Source organism: Prevotella sp. MGM2, assembly GCF_002933955.1.
Lineage (GTDB): Bacteria > Bacteroidota > Bacteroidia > Bacteroidales > Bacteroidaceae > Alloprevotella.
In genome coordinates, this window is sequence record NZ_BEWW01000144.1 from 1 (window position 1) to 4,358 (window position 4,358).

Below are 4,358 nucleotides of genomic sequence, written 5' to 3' on the forward strand. Positions count from 1 at the left end.
CTACGAAGGCTATGACATGAAGACGGTAACTTTTCCCATACGCGTAATGTATGAACTCGGTATTGGGAAACTTTTTGTAAGTAATGCCGCAGGCGGTGTCAACCCCGATTTTGAAATCGGCGATCTCATGCTCATCCGCGACCATATCAATTTCTTGCCTGAACACCCCTTGCATGGCCCGAACTTTCCCACAGGTCCCCGTTTTCCTGACATGAGCGAAGCTTATGACCATACCCTGTTCAACGAAGCAAGGCAGGTGGCACACGAAAAAGGCATAAAGGTAGTTGAAGGCGTTTATCTTGCCACACAAGGTCCGACATACGAGACTCCGGCTGAATATAAAATGTACCGGATCTTCGGCGCCGATGCCGTAGGTATGAGTACAGTGCCTGAAGTTATCGTTGCACGCCACTGCGGTATGCGGGTGTTTGGTGTAAGTGTCATCACCGATCTTGGAGTAGAGGGAAAAATTGTGGAGGTAAGCCACGAAGAGGTGCAACGTGCAGCCGATGCCGTACAGCCGCTTATGGCCGAAATTTTCCGTGAACTCATCAAGCGTCAGGCTTGAAATAACTTTAGAGAACCCATTCAAAACCATGAAACGTCTACTGCTATTGTTCTGTTGTCTGAACTTTTTTTGTCTTCAGGCACAGACAACGGATTTTGAACGCCTGTATCGCCAATTCAGGAATATGGCCGCTTTTGATCATACGTATCCCCGTGAAAAAGTGTACTTGCATCTTGACAACAGCGCTTATTTCGCCGGCGAGACCATGTGGATGAAAGCTTATGTGATGCGGGCTTCATCGCTGCAGTCCACCACTCTGAGCCGCGTGCTTTACGTGGAAATACTCGATCATAATGGTTTTGAAGTAGACCGACAGTTGCTGCGTATCGACAGTGTAGGGCAGGCTGAAGGAGCTTTCAAACTGGACTTGCCTGTTAAGGCAGGGTTTTACGAAGTACGGGCTTACACCCGCGAAATGCTCAACTGGGGACCGGAAGTGTGTTTTTCGCGGGTCGTACCCGTATTCGAAAAACCGCGGAAGGAGGGTGATTTCTCACAACTGAACATTCCGAGACCGGAGTCAGCCCAAGATTTGAGCTACAGTCATTCGCGTCCTTACAACTTTGCCTCCCCAAACCAACGGCAAGTAACCTTTTATCCGGAAGGCGGATGGCGTGTCAGTGGTATGAAGCAGACGATAGCCTATCAGATAACCGGCGGAAACGGCCAGCCGGTTGCCGATGAAATCCGGATATTCGATGACAACGACCAGCCGGTGACCGCATCATTTCCGGAGCATGCCGGCATGGGGACATTTTCTCTCCCGCCTACGATGACTTCAGGCGGTTATGCGTTGATAAGGGCCGGTGGAAAACAATTACGCTTTGCTCTTCCCGAAGCCGATACAATAAGAAAATACAGTATTAGCGCCGCTCCCGATAAAGACGGTGTAAGTATAGTTATAAGCGGCAAGGCCCGCGTCCCACATTTGCTGGGACTTTCCGTTACCTGTCGTGATAAAGTCTGTTATTTCGATACACTTACCGTCGGCTGCGAGGCTGTAGAAACTTATCTGTCAAGAGACATCCTGTATGACGGAGTTAACCGCATAGATCTTTTCGACGCACAAGGTAATTGTATGGCTACCCGTCTGGTCTGGAAAAATTCCGCTATACGGAAACTAAACCTTGCAGTAAGCCAAAGCGCTACGACTTTCAATGCCTTTTCTCCCGTGGCCATGCTTATGAAACTGACCGATGATGAGGGAAAACCGGTGGCCGCCAACTTGTCGGTGGCCATACGTGATGCTGAAGGTGAACTGGTAGCTTCGGCTCCTGAGAGTGATTTGGCGGTTTCACTGCTGCTGTCCTCCGAAGTTCGTGGTTATATAGACCATCCTGAGTATTATTTCGAAGCCGATGATCATACGCATCGGCATCATTTGGACCTGTTGCTCATGGTGCAGGGCTGGATGGCCAATGATTTTGCCACCCTGACCGGCAAGACTCCCTTTAACCTTATTCAGCCAATCGAAGATAAACTCACGCTCAACGGTCGTGTGTTGAGGGATAACAATAGGAATGAGCCTTATCCCAATCTGGACCTTAAGATCAATATGTTCTCCATGGCCGGCGCCTCACTCTCCGGCGAAACAAAAACCGACAGTGCGGGAGCGTTTGCTTTTGTTTCAAACGTAGATTATATGGGTGATTGGATTACCCAGATATCAACAAAAAACGAGAAGGGCAGATATAAATGGAGCCGTGTTGTGCTGAACCGTTTCTTTGATATTGCGCCGAGGGCTTTCGGATATGGTGAATTAAATCTGTCTGCTCCCAAAGAGGTCAGCCAAAGTCCTTTTATTTCCGGCGGTAATGCCGGCCAGGCACCCAGTACATTTCAGTGGAAGGATACCATCCCTCGGACCATCTCTACTGTTTTGGCTGAAGCCGAAGTGGTGGGGAAGGGGAAATATGGCGGATTCACGGGCAACCGCTACTCTTATAAGGGCGGCGAAAAGGCCGGTATGAAATATGCCGATATCTATTATAATATAGAGCGTGAGGTGGAGCGTTTCAAGGATAAAGGGCGTAGTGTCGGTCTTATCTGGTCGCTCATTGCCGAACTGAACGACAAGTTTCTCTTCACACAGAGCACTACCGAGGAAGGAAATCCGGCTGAAGGAAGGGCAACAGGAAAACAACCGGGTGTCATTTTCAAAGAAAGGGAAAAGGCTACCGACAATTTGAGCATGACGCCGGAAGAACGGTTCGACTTGCAATGGGGAAGCAATAAAATGGCTTTGTTCATAGACAATGAGCTTTCCGACATCGTTCCGGACATTTGGGCTGATGAGGTAAAATCCGTCGTTATCATGACTAACCGGAGTTCATGGCTGAGGTTCGTACCTGCCTCTCAAACATCCGCCTATTCCTCCGGCAATATTGAGTATGCCATTTTCGTATATACCCGTCCCAATCATTACCTGTACCGTAGCCGGCGTGGTAAAGACAGACGCGTTATAACAGGATATGCCCAGCCCAAAGCATTCTATCATCCCGATTATCGCCGTACCGACATGCCTTCGCCCACCGACTTGCGCCGCACGCTTTACTGGAATCCTAATGTAAAAACCGATGAACAGGGGCAAGCCTCCATTGTGTTTTTCAGCAACGCCCGCGATAGGCAGAACTTGCGTATATCCGTGCGCGGCATTACGCCTGAGGGACGTTATGTCAGTTACGAATGGTAAGCCTGCCGGAACGTCTGTCTTTGCCGCTCCGCCGGAAACACTTATTCCTAACCAATAGTAAAAAAGTTCTGAACTATGTCTTTGAAAACCTATTTCAGCCAACACCGCGGCGAATGGAAAGGCCCTTTGATGGCTATCACCGCCGCTGTGTTCTATGGTTTTATTCCCGCTTTCACGCTTCCTATCCACGGCAGCGATTCCGGCAATGCCGAGGCAATGTCGAATCCCTCCATACTTTTCTACCGTTTTTTCGGTGCGGCCGTCATGCTGGGATTTTACATGCTCTTAAAACGCCGTTCGTTCCGCATAACGCGTGGCGAGGCCGTCACCCTCATCTATCTGGCCTTTCTGTCCGATGGAGCCGCCCTTTTTCTTCTGGCCGGCTACTCTTACATGCCTACAGGCATAGCCACCACCATTCACTTCACCTATCCGGTGGTTACGACCGTAATCATGATGATGTTTTATAACGAGGCGCGCCGCCCTGCCACTATTGTGGCAACATGTATGGCAGTAGCCGGCGTGGCCGGCCTTTCCTGGCCTTCCGAAAACGGTGCCGTAGAACTCCGGGGAGTTGTCATCGAACTCATTTCAGCCCTTTGTTTCGCGCTCTACCTCATCCGTGTCAACCGTTCGCGTGTGCGGAGTATGGACAGCTTACGCCTCACTTTCTACGTGTTACTTTTCGGCGGTCTGATCTTCGGAGGTGATGCTTTGCGGCAAGACAGTCTGGAGATGGTTTCCACTCCACGGCAAATGATCAATCTTCTTCTGCTTGCATTCGTCTGTACGGTTGTGACCAACCTGTGCCTTGTCACTGCTGTCAAGCGGATTGGCTCCACCACGGCCGCCGTACTCGGTGCGCTGGAGCCACTCACGGCCGTTGTCTTGGGAAGTCTGCTGTTTAGCGAAGTCATTACCCTGAACATCGTTATAGGCATTATCCTTATCATTCCGTCCGTCATTATCGTTATTCTTACCCGAGGCAGATAGACGTTTTCCTATTTTCGTCAAAAAAAAGGCTTGCCGACATCAGTGGCAAGGTCTGAAAACCGTGATAAAACTTGGAATGAATATCCTCATCTGCCATTTTAAGGG

General features: G+C 49.8%; 3 protein-coding genes. All 3 read left to right on the plus strand.

Going from position 1 to position 4,358, the window contains the following annotated elements; all coding sequences use genetic code 11:
• Positions 1-568, plus strand: a 568-nt coding sequence (locus C5S62_RS03305) for a purine-nucleoside phosphorylase (protein WP_104404042.1), incomplete at its 5' end; no start/stop codon positions are given.
• A 28-nt stretch (positions 569-596) separates the two neighbouring features.
• Entirely contained in the window at positions 597-3,260 is a 2,664-nt protein-coding gene (locus C5S62_RS03310; protein ID WP_104404043.1) for a hypothetical protein, read from the plus strand.
• 75 nt (positions 3,261-3,335) lie between these two features.
• Complete coding sequence (locus tag C5S62_RS03315) at positions 3,336-4,253, plus strand: DMT family transporter (RefSeq protein WP_104404044.1); 918 nt, start codon at positions 3,336-3,338, stop codon at positions 4,251-4,253.
• Positions 4,254-4,358: the final 105 nt, after the last annotated feature.